The 14,002-nt window shown below is 44.4% G+C and carries 14 protein-coding genes; 8 read left to right on the top strand and 6 right to left on the bottom strand.

Annotated elements, in window-relative coordinates:
- Positions 1 to 243: 243 nt before the first annotated feature.
- Positions 244 to 1,620: a UDP-N-acetylmuramate--L-alanine ligase gene (murC, locus tag BQ5375_RS06895; protein ID WP_022132320.1), complete on the bottom strand. Its 1,377-nt coding sequence runs from the start codon at positions 1,618 to 1,620 to the stop codon at positions 244 to 246.
- Between the two features lie 254 nt (positions 1,621 to 1,874).
- Between murC and spoVG the strand changes: the two genes are divergently transcribed.
- Positions 1,875 to 2,267 (top strand): septation regulator SpoVG, encoded by a 393-nt coding sequence (gene spoVG, locus BQ5375_RS14510; RefSeq protein ID WP_022132319.1) that lies wholly within the window; start codon positions 1,875 to 1,877, stop codon positions 2,265 to 2,267.
- A gap of 170 nt (positions 2,268 to 2,437) precedes the next feature.
- Here the strand turns inward: spoVG and BQ5375_RS06885 are convergent, their stop codons facing one another.
- On the bottom strand, positions 2,438 to 2,698 hold the full coding sequence (locus BQ5375_RS06885; RefSeq protein WP_022132317.1) for a hypothetical protein: 261 nt from the start codon (positions 2,696 to 2,698) through the stop codon (positions 2,438 to 2,440).
- A gap of 164 nt (positions 2,699 to 2,862) precedes the next feature.
- Complete coding sequence (locus BQ5375_RS06880) at positions 2,863 to 4,095, bottom strand: hypothetical protein (protein ID WP_076917631.1); 1,233 nt, start codon at positions 4,093 to 4,095, stop codon at positions 2,863 to 2,865.
- A gap of 273 nt (positions 4,096 to 4,368) precedes the next feature.
- Between BQ5375_RS06880 and BQ5375_RS06875 the strand changes: the two genes are divergently transcribed.
- The 6 genes from BQ5375_RS06875 to galT all read left to right on the top strand — a co-directional run bounded on the left by BQ5375_RS06875 (position 4,369) and on the right by galT (position 9,329).
- Complete coding sequence (locus tag BQ5375_RS06875) at positions 4,369 to 5,085, top strand: carbon-nitrogen hydrolase family protein (protein ID WP_076917630.1); 717 nt, start codon at positions 4,369 to 4,371, stop codon at positions 5,083 to 5,085.
- 207 nt (positions 5,086 to 5,292) lie between these two features.
- Positions 5,293 to 6,222, top strand: a complete 930-nt coding sequence (locus tag BQ5375_RS06870) for a helix-turn-helix domain-containing protein (RefSeq protein WP_076917629.1) — start codon at positions 5,293 to 5,295, stop codon at positions 6,220 to 6,222.
- A 113-nt stretch (positions 6,223 to 6,335) separates the two neighbouring features.
- Positions 6,336 to 6,518, top strand: a complete 183-nt coding sequence (locus BQ5375_RS06865) for a spore coat protein (RefSeq protein WP_076917628.1) — start codon at positions 6,336 to 6,338, stop codon at positions 6,516 to 6,518.
- An 18-nt stretch (positions 6,519 to 6,536) separates the two neighbouring features.
- Positions 6,537 to 6,803 carry a spore coat protein gene (locus BQ5375_RS06860; protein ID WP_022132312.1) on the top strand — a complete coding sequence of 89 codons (267 nt, stop codon included), beginning with the start codon at positions 6,537 to 6,539 and terminating at the stop codon, positions 6,801 to 6,803.
- A gap of 223 nt (positions 6,804 to 7,026) precedes the next feature.
- Positions 7,027 to 8,316 (top strand): galactokinase, encoded by a 1,290-nt coding sequence (locus BQ5375_RS06855; protein ID WP_022132311.1) that lies wholly within the window; start codon positions 7,027 to 7,029, stop codon positions 8,314 to 8,316.
- A 41-nt stretch (positions 8,317 to 8,357) separates the two neighbouring features.
- Positions 8,358 to 9,329: a galactose-1-phosphate uridylyltransferase gene (gene galT, locus BQ5375_RS06850; RefSeq protein ID WP_022132310.1), complete on the top strand. Its 972-nt coding sequence runs from the start codon at positions 8,358 to 8,360 to the stop codon at positions 9,327 to 9,329.
- Between the two features lie 178 nt (positions 9,330 to 9,507).
- On the opposite strand, the gene BQ5375_RS06845 is transcribed toward galT, so the two are convergent.
- A complete protein-coding gene (locus BQ5375_RS06845; RefSeq protein ID WP_022132309.1) occupies positions 9,508 to 9,987 on the bottom strand; it encodes an NUDIX hydrolase in 480 nt (159 codons plus the stop codon).
- A gap of 364 nt (positions 9,988 to 10,351) precedes the next feature.
- Here BQ5375_RS06845 and BQ5375_RS06835 point away from each other — a divergent pair, with 364 nt between their 5' ends.
- A complete protein-coding gene (locus BQ5375_RS06835; protein WP_022132307.1) occupies positions 10,352 to 10,795 on the top strand; it encodes a GNAT family N-acetyltransferase in 444 nt (147 codons plus the stop codon).
- A gap of 59 nt (positions 10,796 to 10,854) precedes the next feature.
- Here BQ5375_RS06835 and BQ5375_RS06830 read toward each other — a convergent pair whose 3' ends face one another.
- A complete protein-coding gene (locus BQ5375_RS06830) occupies positions 10,855 to 11,331 on the bottom strand; it encodes a GNAT family N-acetyltransferase (protein WP_022132306.1) in 477 nt (158 codons plus the stop codon).
- A gap of 289 nt (positions 11,332 to 11,620) precedes the next feature.
- A complete protein-coding gene (rnr, locus tag BQ5375_RS06825; protein WP_076917627.1) occupies positions 11,621 to 13,813 on the bottom strand; it encodes a ribonuclease R in 2,193 nt (730 codons plus the stop codon).
- Positions 13,814 to 14,002: the final 189 nt, after the last annotated feature.

Raw genomic sequence — 14,002 nt, 5'->3', positions numbered from 1 at the left:
TTCGTTATCATTTTTTCTGGGCAATTCAACCAGAAAATATAGGAACCAAAACGTTCCTTCTGTATTTTTTATTGTAGCACAAGAGGCAGCCAACTTTCAAGAGTTTTTTCCCGTACTGAGTGCAGATGGTTGGCTGCAAAACTACAGCCTATCTCACCGTTCCCTTGCGGAATCTCTAAAACTGCTTCTCTGGTTTTATTAAATGTTACAGGGGTGCCCGCAAACTTCTGTTTTTGACAGACATTACTTCTCTGCTAACATTAATTTTGCACACTTATAAACGTCGCCGCATCCCAAGGTGATGACCAGATCCCCTGGCTGAGCATGGCTCATGACATATTTTGAAATTTCCTCAAAGGTCTCAAACCACACACATCCTGGAATCTTATCTGCAAGGTCCTTGGCATAGATATTGTAGGTATTCTTTTCCCTGGAACCCATGATTTCTGATAGAACCACATGATCTGCAATCTGCAAAACTCTTGCAAAATCATCCAGCAGCATTGCGGTTCTGGAATAGGTAAATGGCTGATGTACCGCCCAAACCTGTTTGTACTCCATTGCTTTTGCTGCTTTTAAGGTAGCCTCGATTTCCGCCGGATGATGTCCGTAATCGTCTGCAATGGTAACTCCTTTGTTTTCGCCCATAATCTCGAATCGTCTGCCAGCTCCTTCAAACACACTTGCCGAAGAAAGCGCCTGCGAAACGCTGCATCCAGATTCGATTGCCGCAGAAATTGCCGAAATACTGTTTAAAATATTGTGATCTCCTGGTACATTGAGCAATACTTCCCCTAAATTTTCCCCATGGTAATAAAGGGAATAGCGGGTATGTCTGCCATCCTTGTGGACAATATTCTTTGGATAGTAGTCGTTTTTCTCATCCATACCAAAGGTAATCATCTTTTTGCCGGTAACTCCCTCCACTGCCTTGCAGGAGTTTATGTCATCCCCGTTATAAATAACTGTCTTTGTGGTCATCTGAGCAAACTTATGGAAGGAAGCAATGATGTTGTCCAGCGTCTTAAAGTATTCCAGATGGTCAGCATCTACATTGAGGATAACTGCAATATCCGGATGACACTTTAAGAAATGATCCTCAAATTCGCACGCTTCGCAGACCATAATATCACTTTTTCCAAGACGTCCGCTACCGCCGATTGCAGGCAGCTTGCCTCCTACTACTGCCGAAGGGTCCATCCCGCATTCCATAAACATCTGGGTAAGCATGGCAGTGGTAGTTGTCTTACCATGTGTACCACAAATACAAACGCAGTTGTCAAACCAGCTGGTGACCAGTCCCAAAAGATCGGCGCGCTCAATGGTCGGCACACCGCTTTCTCTTGCTGCAATCAGTTCCGGGTTGTCATCCATAATTGCAGCAGTGTGTACAATCAGGTCTGCCCCCTTGATATTTTCTGCTTTCTGTCCCAGAACAACCGGAATATCCATTTTTTCCCGCTCAAAATCGATGGTATCCCCAGGATTGTTGTCCGAGCCTGTGATATAGTATCCCATACCGTGCAGAATCTGCACCAGCGGGAACATTCCCGAACCACCGATTCCAATAAAATGGATATGTTTTTTATCGTTTAAAAAATCCTTGCGAATATGTGTCATACAAACCACCTTTTCTGTTAGAACAAAGTGTTCTGCCTTTCTGTTTTGTCTTAAAGTGAATCAGCTGTGTTAGCTTTTCTCCTTCTTCTATTATATTGCCTATCGAGCGGAAAATAAACAGGATTTGTGCGATTTTCCTCGGTTTTTTCTTTTTTCTGCGCTTGGTATAAGAAATATGTGGATGCACATACTATCGTTGACACCATCTTTTCCCTGAAAACTCTGCATCATTTCTAGACAAAAGGAGAACACTTATGAATATCACCGATATCCGAATCCGAAAAACCTATTCTGACAACCGCCTGCGCGCACTGGTTTCCATCACGGTGGACTATGACCTTGCTGTACATGATATCAAAATCATCGAGGGACCGGAACGCCTGTTTGTTGCAATGCCCAGCCGCAAAGATGAAAACGGTACCTTCCGGGATATCTCCCATCCCATCACCCCTCAGGCAAGAAAGCAGTTGGAAGATGCCGTATTGCAGGCTTACCAGCAATACATCACCCAGCAGCAGGAAGTGGGCGACAATTCTATGCCCGACTCTTTTTCTGATTCTTCTCCCGCTGCAAAACAGCCTTCCCGTCAAACTACTTTGTGGGAGCAAAATCTTTACCATAATCCAAACATTACCTTTCATGCATAAAAAAGAGCTCCCATCAGGGAGCTCTTTTTATTTTCTCTCCTTATATTCCAATATCATCAGGGCAATTATTCCCACAAGCAGGCTCACCAAAGCATTTGCCGATGGTATCCCAAAGTACGCTAGCAGCATTGCTGCAGAGACCATAAAAATCTTTACCCCTATATTTTGATTCATCTTCCAGAATCCTTTCGTTTCATGATGAATTCTTTGATCTGTGCTGATTCAGCCAGGATAAGATAAATAACCCCAACGATCAGATTAACGACACTAAGTGCCGGAAGAAAAATCCCAGTATACTCGAGCCCTGCGGCAAACAGATCCATACTCCAGCTGGCACCCCCGCCCATAAACATCGCAGCGGAAAGATTCCAACAACAAAAGAAAAGGGCTGCAATCAAACAAAAAAATACGCCTGCACCTCGTCGATTCATTCTGATCATTCCTCCTTTTTTCCATCATACCATAGTTTTCTTTTGCTCACAAGCATAAATCGTTTATATTTGTAATAAAAGGCAAACAAAAAGTCCTCCATCCGGGTGGAGAACCAGATGGAGGATCTTTTTTAGTCTTTTATCAAAACTCTTTGAAAAAGAGCTTATCTTTTCTTCTTACCAAGAAGTACGATACCTGTCAGGGAAACTACTGCCATAGCAGTCATCAGTCCTACCAGATCCTCTGCACCGGTATCCGGATTTCCCTTATCGCTGCTGCCGCCGCCGAGGTAATCGTTGTTCTCCTGGTTTTCACCCTGAGATGGGGTTTCTTCTACAATGCCGTTGTTGCCGGAATTGTTGGAGTTATTTTCGTTGGAGTTGTTGTCAGAACCTTCGTTTTCTGTCTCTGCGCTCAGATCCAGTTTGGATGGAGTGAGAACGTACTCACCGAGGTTTCTGGTTTTCAGTTCCATTGCTTCATTTTCTTCGTTGTATACAGCGTTGGTTGTTTTGAGTGCGCCATTTACAACTTCGTACAGGTACATTTCCTCTTCAACTGGGATGGTCAGAGTACCGGTTGCGCTGAAGGAATCCAAATCGCCTCTGAAGTTATAGAAGTACAGGTCTTCCGTGTAACGATTTGCAACTTCTTTATTGTAAGTACGGTCGAAATCGAGCATTACCTTATCGCCACCGAACATTTTTACGGTGTAGTAAGCATCATCGTTAAAGTTAAAGGTTGCGGTGCCGTCCTGATCTTCCGCTACTTCCCAAACTGCTTTTTCAAACACCTGGTTTTCCCATTCGAAGTCTACCATGTTTTCGGATTTTGGGTTGCTGTATACACCTTTGAGCTGAATCTGCTCGGTCTTGTTCTGGGTATAACGCTCAGAAACGAACACGCCAATGTTAAATTCCAGATCATCCAAGCTGTTATATGCTGCCTTAGTCTGTGCTTTTACATAAACTGCACCTTTTACCAGAGCTTTATCAGAAGAGTTTGCCTTGTAAAGTTCCGCTGTCTCGATCATATCCTTGGACTTATCGATGAAGTTCAGTTTCCAGTTTTTATCGATGGAACCTGTGTATGGAACATGGCCGGTCATCTCTTCTTTGGAAGCACCGATTGTAACGCTTTCACCTTCTTTTGTGGTGTAGTAAAGCGGCAGGTAAACGGTGTCGCCCGGCTGAAGGTCAAATTCATTTTCTTCAGCAAGCGGATAGCTGAGTGCCTCTTCACCACGCACCACCTTGATTTCACCGCCAAAACCAAATTCATTTGGCCATTCGTTCTTTTCTTCCCCTACAATTCCTGTGCTGATATCCGCAAATGCTGCTGTACCCATGGTAAGCATCATCGCTGCTGCTGTCGAAAATGCAATCATTTTTTTCATCTGTGTTTTCCTCCTATGAATTCATTGATGTCGGACCCCACAGCTGTCTTTTTCCCTTGGACGTTTCTCCACTTGTTTTACGTCTGTCGATATTATAAACGCTATCTTTGTTTTTTGCAATAGTTTTTGATGTGGTAAATTCTTGGAGAAATGGCGCTTTTGTGGCGCTTTTCTATATTTTTCTAAAAATGTCATTTTACATAGACTTTTGTAATTGGATATAGTATCATAAACTTATCTTAAATTCTTTTTAGGGCATTAAGGAGGTTTCTTATGAAGATTGCTTTAGCTTCTGCAAAATTTATCAATAACGATATTGCGTATAACCTGCATCAGATGGAACGTTATGCTCGCCGTACAAAGGATAGCGGAGCTGACCTGATCTGTTTTGGAGAAACTTTCTTACAGGGATTTGATTCTCTTAGTTGGAATTACCAAAAAGACAAAGAAATTGCTGTGGAACTTTCCTCCCCGCCTATCCAGAAAATCTGCCGACTTAGCTGTGATATCGGGATTGATTTTCTGTTTGGATTTGTAGAGCGGGAAGAAGAAAGACTCTATTCCTCCTGCGCTCTTATTTCAAATGGACAGATTCTGTACGACTACCGCAGAATTTCACCGGGCTGGAAAGTCTCTCGCCTAACTGACCATCATTATCAGGAAGGTAATCTGGTACAACCATTCGAATATCGAGGGAAACAATGTCTGATTGCTCTCTGCGGTGATTTATGGGTTTATCCAGAACGTTTCGATCTTGGGCAGGATATTCTTTTCTGGCCAATTTATGTCAATTTTTCTATCGATGACTGGCAGCAAAGCTTACAGGACGACTACACACAACAGGCAGGAAAAATTTCTTCAGATGTGCTGATGATGAATTCTTTATCGCAAAATCCTGATGCCTTTGGCGGATGCTTTCACTTTCGCAATAAAGTTCTTCAGGATTTTCTTCCTTACGGTCAGGAAGGACTTTTGATCGTCAAAATATAGAATTTTTTCGGTAATTTCTTGTACTGTTTCCTCTTTACACATATTACTCTAAATTTTTCCACATTCCATCTGGCAAATTTGGACAAAATCTGCTATATTAGTATCATATTCGTTTGAAATTAGGACAATTGACAAAAATTGTATTCTACGACACGCTCAAACAACATGATTTTCAGATAATTTTTATTACGGGAGATCGATGCTGAGATGGAACAACTTTTTATCGGCGAATTAATCAGACAAAGAAGACTGGAACTTGGATTAAAGCAGTGTGAATTATGCGAAGGAATCTGTGAACCTGTTACTATGTCCCGTCTGGAATCAGGAAAACAAACCCCGGGAAGCAATAAGTTGCGCATGCTGATGCAGCGCCTTGGACTTCCAGAGGAACGCTACTACGCATTGGTTAGCAAAAATGAACTTCGTATTTCCGAATTGCAGACCGAAATCGTTTCCAGCAACGTGCTCCACGACTCTTTGCGAGGATTGGAAAAAATCGAGGAACTGGAAGCAATTGCAGAACCAAACGACAATCAGGTCCGTCAGTTTATCCTTCGTTCCAGAGCGATCCTTGGCAAGCTGGTTGATGGCAAGGTTGAGCCATATTCGCTGGAAGAAAAACTAGAGATGCTCTTTGAAGCAATCCGGCTCACCTCACCTTACTTTGATATCGACCATATCGGCAAAGGATTGTACTGCATTGATGAGGTCAAGGTTATCAACCAAATTGCCAATATCTATTCCAAGCAAGGCAAACGTGAACAAGCGCTTCAAATTTTTGTTCAGCTGATCGAATACATCAAACAGCATTTTCATAACGTCAAGCAGTCCGGTGGTCTGCTTCCGTTAGTTTCTTTCAACTATGCTCGAGAATTGGATTTGGATGGGCAGTATGAAAAAGCCATTGAGGTTGCCCATTTGGGCTGGGAATCCTGTGTCCAGTATGGTCAATATGCTACGCTTCCCTCTTCTATAGAAATTATTGCAGAATGTTATCATTTTCTCGGCGATGATGAAAAGAGCAAAGATTATTACAAACAAGCATACTATATCTATAAAGCAATCGGTGATAGTCATGGTTTGGACAGTATGAAAACAGAAATTGCTAAATATTTTGGAAGTGATTTCCAGCTTTAAGCTTCCCTCCAAAAATTTCCCCTGCCTTTTCTTTTAAATGTTGATAGAATTGCTTTAAATCGGGCACACTGATAATGAAGCCATTTTAAAACCAAAAGAAAAGAGGGAAAAACATGGATCTTACCACCAAAGAACTGACCGCTATCGAAGAGCAGCTTGGGCAGGAACAGCTGATGATTCAGAAATTTAAGATGTATGCCGAAATGACACAGGATCAGCAGCTCAAAACCACCTGCGAACAGATTGCAGCAAAGCATGAAATCCACAAAAACAAACTGCTCAATCTGTTGGGTTAACCAAAAGGAGGAACCAAGATGCCAAAACAGACTCTTACTGACCGCGAAATGCTCACCGACGCGCTCTCGTCCGAAAAATTCATGACCGAAAACTACAACACCTATGCAAATGAATGTGCCTCCCCTTCTCTGATGAACGAATTCATGAACCTGCTTTCTGAAGAACACCAGATTCAGCATGATGTTTTCAGCGAATTGCAGAAACGCGGCTGGTATCCAACCCAGTCCGCTCCTGCAGAAAAAGTCCAGCAGGCAAAGATGAAATTTTCCAATCTTTCAAACTAAATCTGTTAAAAAAATGCAGCCTAAAAAAACGGCTGCATTTTTTTGTTTAATCTGTACTTTTTACTTCTCTATAATTATCATAAACAACGAGATGACAAATATTTGTCAAAAAAAACAGCTTGATTTCTTTTAATATTCATCTTGATTTCACACTTAAGATAAGTTACTCTAATAGATAAGCACTTTTATTTTATATTCCTATATTTTTTCAGGAGGTTTTTTTGTGAACAACATTTCTTCCCTTTTACATACAATTTCCCAGGGTGAATATGATTCCACTTTCTCCGTGCTCTATCATGAAGATTCCATCGCTCACCAGAGGGAACGCTACACCCATCTTCTGGAACTGTTTGCAAAAACTTTTCCAGACAGTGACACTCCGCGACTGTTCAGTGCGCCGGGACGCACCGAAATCAGTGGTAACCACACCGACCATCAGCATGGATGCGTCGTTGCTGCCAGCATCAATCTGGATATGATTGCTGCTGCATCCAAAAACAGCAAAAACTCTGTCCGCATCCAGTCCGAAGGCTTTGATTTTGAGGAAATCTGCCTGGATGACCTGAGTGTCCATGAAAACGAAATCAACACCACCGCTTCCCTCATCCGCGGCACCGCTGCTATCTTCCATGAGATGGGCTATCAGATCGGCGGTTTTGATATCTGTGTTACCTCCGAGGTATTAAGAGGTTCCGGACTTTCTTCCTCTGCTGCTTTTGAGGTGCTGATTGGCACTGTATTTTCTTATCTTTATAACGATGCTAAACTTGACTCGGTTCTGATCGCTCAAATTGGTCAGATGGCAGAAAACCGCTACTTCGGAAAACCATGTGGTCTGATGGACCAGATGGCATGCTCTGTCGGCGGATTTGTTGCAATCGATTTTTATGATCCTGCTCATCCAATCGTGGACAAAACCCAGTTTGACCTTTTCCGTTGCGGATATAGCATGTGCATCGTGGATGTAAAGGGCGATCACTCCGATCTGACTGATGAATATGCTGCTGTTCCTGCCGAGATGAAATCGGTTGCTGCTTTCTTTGGAAAAGAGTATCTCCGCCAGGTTCCTGCTGCAGAATTTTATCAGAACCTTCCAGCCCTTCGTGAAAAGACCTGCGACCGCGCTGTTTTGCGTGCTCACCACTTCTTTAACGAAAATCTGCGTGCTCAGGAAGTTTCTCAGGCACTCAAGGATGAGGACATGCCGCTGTTCTTAAAGCTCTGTCAGGAATCGGGACGTTCTTCCTATATGTATCTGCAAAATATCTATCCAAGCTTCTCCGCCCTTTCCCAGCCGGCGAGTGTTGCTCTGATGGCTGCTGAACACCTGCTCAAAGGAAACGGCATCTGCCGTATCCATGGCGGCGGCTTTGGCGGCACCATTCAGGTTTTCATCCGCAACGAAGCTGCAGCTGACTTTGTTCGAGAGATGGAAAAAATCACTGGAGAAAACACCTGTCACCTGCTTTCCATCCGTCCATGCGGCGGCATTGAAGTGACAACAAAACTTTAATTTTGTACAACTTTTCTTTTTGATATAAGGAGGATTTTATTATGGCTGAACTTCGCTGGCACCCACTCATTCAGGACTGGGTTATGATCAACTCCAACCGCCAGAATCGCCCTCAGATGCCAAAGGACTGGTGTCCTTTCTGTCCAGGTTCCGGAAAGGTACCGGACGACTATGAGGTGCTCAAATACGACAACGACTTCCCTGCCCTTTCCCAGAACCCACCGCAGCCAGATGACGTTGCAAACGACTTTTTCAAGGTCAGACCATCCTACGGAAAATGTGAAGTTATCCTGTATTCTCCAGGTCACCACACCACCCTCAAAGAGCTCAGCGATGAACACATGAGAAAACTGGTCGACCTGTGGGCAGAGCGTTATGCTGACATCAGCAAGGATGAAAACATCAAATATGTCTTTATCTTTGAAAACCGCGGCAGCATGGTCGGAACTTCCATGCCGCATCCACACGGACAGATCTATGGTTACTCGGTAATTCCGAAAAAACTGCAGCTTGAACTTCAGTCTGCGCAGGAATACCGCAAAGAAAAGGGAAACTGTCTGTTCTGCGATATGCTCAAAGCAGAACAGGATTTTGGTAAACGAATCGTATTTGAAAACGATTCCTTCACTGTTTTCCTCCCATTCTTTACCGAGTATCCATACGGCATCTATGTTTTCTCAAAACGCCATATCTCCCATATCACCCAGATGACCGACAAGGAAAAGACCGATTTTGGCATCACCTTAAAACAGATTGTTGGCATGTTTGACACCATGTTTGATAAGGAATTCCCATACATGATGTGTATGCACAACGCTCCAGTAAACTCCGGTGATGTTGAGGAAGATTTCCACTTCCATGTTGAATTCTTCCCACCGCTTCGTTCGGCAAACCAGCAGAAATTCAACGCTTCCAGTGAAACTGGCGCATGGGCTCACTGCAACCCAAGATGTCCGGAAGAAACCGCTGCTGAACTTCGTGAAGCATACGACCGCTACAAAAATAGCTTGTAACAAAAAACGGACAGCTTTCGCTGTCCGTTTTCTTTTGCTCTGATTTACTTGTCTTTGTAAGGTAGACAAGCAGGAACAGGTTTATACTATCCGAAAACTTCCCACTGGGAACTTTTCGAGGATGCTCTCTGCTTACAATTGGTTTTTGAAAACTTTTTCTCTTGCAAAAAGTTTTCAACTACAAAAAAACTTTATTTTTGTGTCCTACTGCCCGTCCTTGCGCCGTAGGCGAACTGGGTGCAGGCTCAGCCTGCTGTACCATCTTCACTAAATATGGTTGAATCTGTGGATAAGTCATGTTCTCCGGCAGGGTGTCAAACAGTTCCACTCTCTTCATCTCAAAATCCCGGGGAAGGGTATCAAAGGAATGGATTTGTGCAAAATACAGCATCCCAAAATCTTCCTGTTCATCCCGTTTTACCCCATAAACTCCGACTTCATGCAGATCATATTCTTTCGCTCCGCTTTCTTCATACAATTCCCGTCTTGCCGCTTCTTCGGGAGTTTCTCCCGGTTCAATATGTCCTCCGGGCACTTCCCAGGTACTGCGCTGTTTATGCTGGCAAAGCACCCATTTTCCCTGATATTGGCTGACAATCACCGAAAATGTAATTGGCAGATTTTGTGTATCCTCGTTTACCATCCGGACTTTCAGCATATTCCCTTCCTCCTTTATTCATAAAGCCCTTTTCTTTCCCATAAATATGGTATCAGGGGGCGTGTTTATGGATCAAACTGTTTTATTTTTTATTCTGATTGCCTGTATCATCGCGCAGGCGCTCTTTTTACTCAATCATCGTTACTTTTTGCGTGGAATCATTTTCTCTGCTGTAAGCGGCGCTGGGTGCCTTGTTTTGATGCAAAGTTTTTTCCCTTTTCTTGGACTTGCCGTCACTGTACCCAGTCTGATCATAAGCTCCGCTTTTGGAATTCCTGGATGTATCTTTCTTCTGCTTTTAAAATTGATTTGTCCGCTGTAATCGGATATAATAGAGCTATCCCAATTATGAGGAGGAATCATCTTGGCTAAAAAGCAGGAATATGAATTTGTCTGGACACAGGGAAAAAAAGGCAGTGACGACGCATTTTTTGTTCGCGCAAATGTTTTTGTAATCGAACAGGGTTTTAAAGTAGAATTCGATGATCTGGATAAGGTAAGCTGGCATCTGACCGTTTATGACCGCGAAGAACCAATCGGTGCTGCCCGCATCTACAAAGGAGAAGACGGTGTATGGCAGATCGGCCGCATCTGCGTACTGGAAAATTATCGCGGCAAACATCTGGGCAATCAGATCCTCAGCGCCTGTGAAGAAAAGATCCGCGAACTTGCAAAAGGTCCAGCTGTTGCTCACCTAAGCGCACAGGTCCGCGCAAAAGGCTTCTACCGCAAAAATGGCTATGTGGAATCGGGAGAAGAATATCTCGATGAATACTGCCCGCACATCTCGATGTCCAAACAACTTTAAGGTAAGGGAAACACTCGCAGAAAATCTGCGAGTGTTTTTTGTTATCTGATTCTTAAAAATCAAATATTCTTCTTTATCATCCTGTAAAAGGTACTGCGGCCGATATAGGTTTCCTGTTCAATGACATCCCCATCGATTACAAAACCCGCTTTCTGGTAACACCGGATTGCTCGTTCATTCCATGTCCTGACTTCCAGATACAAAGGTTTTCCCGGATATTTTTGTGCACAGATTTGGGATGCGATTTCCAGTATTTTCTGTCCATATCCTTTGCTGCAGCAATCTGGATTTACACCGATTCCAATGAATACCTCGGTCTCTTCCTCCAGAATGTTGGTAAAGCCCACTAAAGTGTCATGGTCAAAATAGGTGTAAAAATTCTTTTCCTTCTGTGGGTTTGCAAACCCCAGGTTTTTCTCCTTTATTTGCTCGTAGGAAGGCAGATTATAAATACTGTACTCGCCGTCATATACCCATTCGCAAATTGCCTGCTTTTCATCCTCTCTGATTGGATGATAGGAAAGAACGATTTCCATTTTTGTTTTTCCTCTTTTACTATATTTTCTAGTTCAAATAAGCACGGCTTACGCCGTGGTGCTGCCGCACCACAGCATCGAAACAGTGCCCAGCCACTGATGTACTGCTTTTTTATTTGTTTTTGTTACACAGGGGGCACCCCCCGTACCCCTGCAAACTTTTGTTTGCCTCCGGCGATCTCAAACGAGAGAGTCCGGAGGACGAACGATCTGCGCGAGAGCGAGGCTATCGAAATACACTTAACTAATTATGCGAACTGCTTTGGTACTTTCTCAGAAAGTACCAGACTCAGTCTGCCAGCACGAAATTCACCTGACCAGCAGAAACATCGACCGAGGCAACCTGTACCCGTACTTGCTGACCGATCCGGTAAACCACTCCACTGCGTGCTTCTTTAAGCTCAATACCTTCCTCCAGTACATATTCTCCCATTGGCAGATCATGCACCGAAACCATGCCTTCCACGCTGTTTGCAAGCTCCACATAGAAGCCATATGCGGCAACTCCGGTGATTCTTCCCTCGAATTGCTCACCGATATAGCTGGACATATATTCCGCCTTGTAGCAGGCCTCGCAGTCGCGCTCAATATTCATGGCGTTGACTTCCATCTGGCTGGAATTTTTGCTGGCACCCGGCACAAAGCTGCCATAGCGCTTTTTAAGCTTATCCTTTGGCATGCCGTTTAAATAACTTGTCAGGATGCGGTGGATCGTCAAATCTGGATAGCGGCGGATTGGGGAAGTAAAGTGCGCATAATTTTCAAGCACCAGACCAAAGTGTCCGATATTCCACTCGGAGTAAATTGCTTTTGACATAGTACGCAGAAGCTGCCCATTGACCGCAGGTTCCAGCTCGGTTCCGCGAACACTTTCCAGAATATTCGCAAAATCCTTCGGCTGCGGATTTTGCAGAAGTTTCTCTGCCGGAACGCCAAGCTTTGTCAACAGATTATGCAGGAAATTTACCTTGATAACCGGTGGTTGCTCATGAACACGGTAAACAAATGGCATTTCCTGTTCCATCGCAAGGGTAGCCGCCGCTTCGTTTGCGGTGAGCATAAATTCTTCAATCATTCGCTCACTTTCTCCGCCCGGACGCGGAACAATATCCTTGATTTTGCCGTTTTCGATGATGAATTTAGATTCATTGGAACTAATGTTCATCGCTCCCCGGTCAAAGCGGCGCTTTCTTAAGATGTGCGCAAGCTTCTGCATCAACTGAATCTGAGGAATCAGCTGAGCATATTTTTCCACAATTTCCTGTGGGGCAGTGTTGTCCAAGATCTGGTTGATCTCGCTGTAAACGCCCTTAACGCGGGAACGGATATAGCTCTTGACAAAGCGGAAGCCTTCAATTTCGCCGCTCTTCTTTAAAGTGATGAGTGCCGAGAAGGTGAGTCTTACCTCGTCAGGATTGAGCGAACAGATTCCGTTGGAAAGTTCTTTCGGCAGCATCGGAATTACCTGATCTGCATAGTAAACGCTGGTACCGCGGCGGTAAGCCTCAAGGTCAAGCGGGCTGCCCTGGCGAACATAGTGGCTGACGTCAGCGATGTGCACACCGAGGAAGAAATGCTCCTCGTCCTCCTCGAGGGATACTGCGTCATCGAGGTCCTTACTGTCGGAAGAGTCAATGGTAAAGATATCCATATCGGTCAAGTCCATACGTTCGGAAAGTTCCGAAATCGGGATGCCGCGTTCCGCGATTTTCTGCGCTTCCAACAAGGTAGCTTCATCAAACTCGGTGCGTGCGTTATAGTTTGCAAGCACTGCCTGACAACAAACCTGCGCAAGCTGCGCGCTGCCAAAGGTGTTGACCACCGAAACCTTGTGGGAAAAGTGGCTGTCACCGCGGTGGGTAATCTTCACCAGTACCTTGTCGCCATCCTTTGCACCATGAAGCTGTCCCTTTTCAATTTCCAGCAAAAAGCGTGCCAGGCGGTCCGGGCGCAGATAATATCCATCCGGCTGACGGACAACCACTCCAGTAAATGGTGCATCATTCTCCTTTAAAATCTGTACAACAGCGCCTTCCCGATTTTCTCCTTCCTCCGCCTTGCCCTTCTTTGGCTCAACACGGAGCATAACAGTGTCGCCCGGCATTGCTCCGAGCATAAATCTTCCGGGAAGGAAAATATCCTGTGCCTTATCAGCCGGTAGTTCCCCTTCAATAAATGGGCGGGCAAATCCGAACTTTTCGTTCAGGGTAACGATCTGCGCCTGAATCAGTCCCTGATTTTTGCTCAGCACAACCGAATTTCTTCTGCGCCAAAGCTCTCCGCTTTTTTGCATCTGTTCCAGCAGATCATAAAACTCACGGCGTTCGTCATGTTTTAACTGTACCTTAACTTCCAACGCATGGATGCCAATTGGCTCCTGCTTTTGATGTTTCAGCACCTGCATTACCCGAGTTTTAACATCCTGCCGGGAGAATCCAGGTTTTGCGCGAAACGCCTTTTTATGCGAAAGTTTTCTTGCCATAAAATCCCCGTCCTTTCCGAGTATTTCTTTTCCTTATTATACCCCAAAGGGTGGATTTGTACAACCAGCTTGTACTTTCTGAGAAAGTACCAAAGCTGTTCGCCTACGGCGCAAAGACGGGCAGCTTGCACGAACGAGCGAGTGTGTTAACGCGAGCGAGCGCCGCGTGCTGAGGTTACAACCTCATAC

It is taken from the genome of Negativibacillus massiliensis, assembly GCF_900148495.1.
Classification (GTDB): Bacteria; Bacillota; Clostridia; order Oscillospirales; family Ruminococcaceae; genus Negativibacillus; species Negativibacillus massiliensis.
The sequence above is the reverse complement of the archived record's forward strand: the minus strand, read 5'-3'. Positions and strand labels throughout refer to the sequence as shown.

Bases quoted from the DNA above. Each gene is read 5' to 3' on its own strand.
- murC (WP_022132320.1), bottom strand. From the start codon at position 1,620: ATGACACATATTCGCAAGGATTTTTTAAACGATAAAAAACATATCCAT.
- BQ5375_RS06845 (WP_022132309.1), bottom strand. From the start codon at position 9,987: ATGCTGAAAGTCCGGATGGTAAACGAGGATACACAAAATCTGCCAATT.
- BQ5375_RS06875 (WP_076917630.1), top strand. From the start codon at position 4,369: ATGAAGATTGCTTTAGCTTCTGCAAAATTTATCAATAACGATATTGCG.
- BQ5375_RS06870 (WP_076917629.1), top strand. From the start codon at position 5,293: ATGGAACAACTTTTTATCGGCGAATTAATCAGACAAAGAAGACTGGAA.
- galT (WP_022132310.1), top strand. From the start codon at position 8,358: ATGGCTGAACTTCGCTGGCACCCACTCATTCAGGACTGGGTTATGATC.
- BQ5375_RS06830 (WP_022132306.1), bottom strand. From the start codon at position 11,331: ATGGAAATCGTTCTTTCCTATCATCCAATCAGAGAGGATGAAAAGCAG.
- BQ5375_RS06880 (WP_076917631.1), bottom strand. From the start codon at position 4,095: ATGAAAAAAATGATTGCATTTTCGACAGCAGCAGCGATGATGCTTACC.
- spoVG (WP_022132319.1), top strand. From the start codon at position 1,875: ATGAATATCACCGATATCCGAATCCGAAAAACCTATTCTGACAACCGC.
- BQ5375_RS06860 (WP_022132312.1), top strand. From the start codon at position 6,537: ATGCCAAAACAGACTCTTACTGACCGCGAAATGCTCACCGACGCGCTC.
- BQ5375_RS06865 (WP_076917628.1), top strand. From the start codon at position 6,336: ATGGATCTTACCACCAAAGAACTGACCGCTATCGAAGAGCAGCTTGGG.
- BQ5375_RS06885 (WP_022132317.1), bottom strand. From the start codon at position 2,698: ATGAATCGACGAGGTGCAGGCGTATTTTTTTGTTTGATTGCAGCCCTT.
- rnr (WP_076917627.1), bottom strand. From the start codon at position 13,813: ATGGCAAGAAAACTTTCGCATAAAAAGGCGTTTCGCGCAAAACCTGGA.